The sequence below is a fragment of the Desulfotomaculum sp. 1211_IL3151 genome, assembly GCF_036763075.1.
Taxonomy (GTDB): Bacteria; Bacillota; Desulfotomaculia; order Desulfotomaculales; family Desulfotomaculaceae; genus Desulfotomaculum.
The window spans coordinates 1-2,391 of the sequence record NZ_JBAIYV010000052.1 but is presented as its reverse complement, the minus strand read 5'-3'; the positions used below and the strand labels follow the sequence as shown (position 1 = coordinate 2,391).

Genomic DNA, 2,391 nt, shown 5'->3' with positions numbered 1-2,391 from the left:
ACTGTTAGAATTCATGAACATTGTGGCATGATATCACCTTATGATTTCGAAAGTGCTTTAGCATGTTAAAACAATAAACTAGGGATATTTCTACTTTTAACTTGTCCGATATCTTGACAGAAGACCATAATATCCTGCTGGCTAATAGCAACATAGCCAGAAGCTTTCAGCGCCTTTAGTTGCTCTTCCAATCGCTTGGTGCTGATTAATGTCCGATCTCCAGTCGGATCAACACCGAAATAGGAAATGGCAATAAACCCTCGGTCTGTTTGGATTTTTTCATCCTCGGAAACCGGAAGAAATCCTCTCGATGGCAAAAGAACCCGAATAATTGTCACCAATATGAGCAGTAGAATAATACCTTCCACGATACTTCGGACTGCTTTTTTTCTGTTTTTCCGTTGTGGTGAAAATTTCTTTGCTTTCAATTTCGCATGGCTCCTTTCCTGCCCAAGTGATCTCCTAAGAGGATTTTTCAACGGGAGAACTTAATGCCTTTACTTTCTTTTGTTTCTTTTGGTTCTTTTCGTCTCGTTTTTCCGCTTTTCGTTTTTCCGCTTCTATATCCTCCAGCGTCATCCGGGTTCCCCAGGTTGATTTCCAAAAGGTAACCCAGGCCACGGGCATCTGCCAAAGCAGTACAGCTTCATAGTAAATGCAAAACAGCATCCCAAACAGCCAGGTAGTACTTTTGCGGAAAAACAACTGGGTAAAGCTCATTAACATTGACATCATCAGCAAACCTACCAAAAAGGTTGTAGGAAATACCCGGTGCAGAATCGGTACATAGACCAGGTTGTATAACACAACGATCGGGGCGGCGATGGGAACAACCAAGCCCATATAAAAGAAAACGGATGTAAAGGGTTCCTTCTTCCAGATAAAGCTTCCCGCGATGACGGACTCCCTGAGCCAGGACCTTTTCCAGCGCATCTGCTGCTTTAGAAAGATTTTGTAGGAATTCGGCACAATGGTATGGCATACGGCCGTATCCTGATAACTGGTCCTGTGTTTCCGCAGTATAAAGTTGGTCAGGCTCCGGTCATCGCCAAAGGTGGCTTTTTGCCCTAAAAACTTCTGATTCAGCCATTCATCCATATTCTCCAGTACGAGATCCTTGCGATAACAGGACAAGGGGCCGGAAAGGCAGGTCACGGCATCGAAATAGGCCTCCGCCGATTTCATGATCCGGAAGGCAATATAATACCGGACCGACTGCATTTTCGTAAGGGCATTGGTATAGGTATTGGCAACATCCGTCCTTCCCGATACCCCACCCATTTTAGGGTCCTGGAACGGCTGAACCAGATTTTGTATGGCATAGGGGTCTAAGAAGCTGTCGGAGTCCACGAAAACAATAAGCTCATGCTTTGCCATAAGGGCGCCCCGTGCCAGCGCCTCACGTTTGCCGCCGTTTTTTTCCTGTACGACATACTTTAGCCGTTCCTCGGTCCTAAACCACCCGGCCTGATTATGGAGCTTTTCAATAGCAGCTTTTATGGCTTCCACGGAATGATCATTGGAGCAGTCATCCACCACGATCACTTCCAGCTTATCGATTGGATAATCCTGATTCATACAGCTGTTGATGGTCCTTTCAATCCATGTCTCTTCATTAAAACATGGAATAATGATCGTGACCCCTGGCGTAAAATCCGGATTAATATCCATCGGTCGGTACAACGCACCAAAAAAGTAACGGCTGAGCAAAAAGGCGGCGGCAATGATACTGTACATATATAGAAATTTATTAAACTTAAAATACAGGATGCTTTCCGCTCTCATGAGCAGGATAAAAATCGTGATGAACAACAGCAGAAGGCTCGACATAAATAGTACAACCCTGCCTTTTTTACGATTGGCATACTGGGCCAGGGTCGTCAGGAACTCAAAGGCGCAAAAGCAAGCGCCATCCTCCGCGATCCAGGATCGGGCCACTTTAGCAGCTACACGGACGTTCATTTCATAGCCTTCCGGCATGCTCCCTGGCAGGATTTCAAACTTTAATGTTATCTTTTCTGATTCCTTAATTTTCAGGAGATGTTCTTCCGCATTCAGCTTAATCAGGATTCCGGTCGTGGAAATATCCACACCCGTCCCTTGGATTTTGATTTTCTCCCTGTTTTTTAGGACACAGGTTGCTGCAACATCATAATTGACCTGGTATCTTGTCCCTGACTGCTTGCTCTGTATGTATGACCATATGTCAGTTTCATTATTGTCAATTGTTTTCTTCCCCCTTCGGTCAATATTGGACCGCAGGGTGCTGCTAGAATAAAAATAGGACAACCAAAATAGAGATTTTTCCTAGCTTAGTGTAAAATTAAAACTAACTAGGAGGAACTGTTTAATGGGAAAGCATAAGAAACAATACAGTGCTGAATTCAAGCA

Annotated in this window: 2 protein-coding genes; both read right to left on the bottom strand. The window is 44.4% G+C overall.

What is annotated here, in order from left to right:
- Nucleotides 1-65: 65 nt before the first annotated feature.
- Complete coding sequence (locus V6C11_RS15250) at nt 66-428, bottom strand: hypothetical protein (RefSeq protein WP_333532060.1); 363 nt, start codon at nt 426-428, stop codon at nt 66-68.
- 34 nt (nt 429-462) lie between these two features.
- Nucleotides 463-2,091, bottom strand: coding sequence for a glycosyltransferase family 2 protein (locus V6C11_RS15245; protein ID WP_333532059.1), 1,629 nt, complete (start codon nt 2,089-2,091; stop codon nt 463-465).
- Nucleotides 2,092-2,391 lie beyond the last annotated feature (300 nt).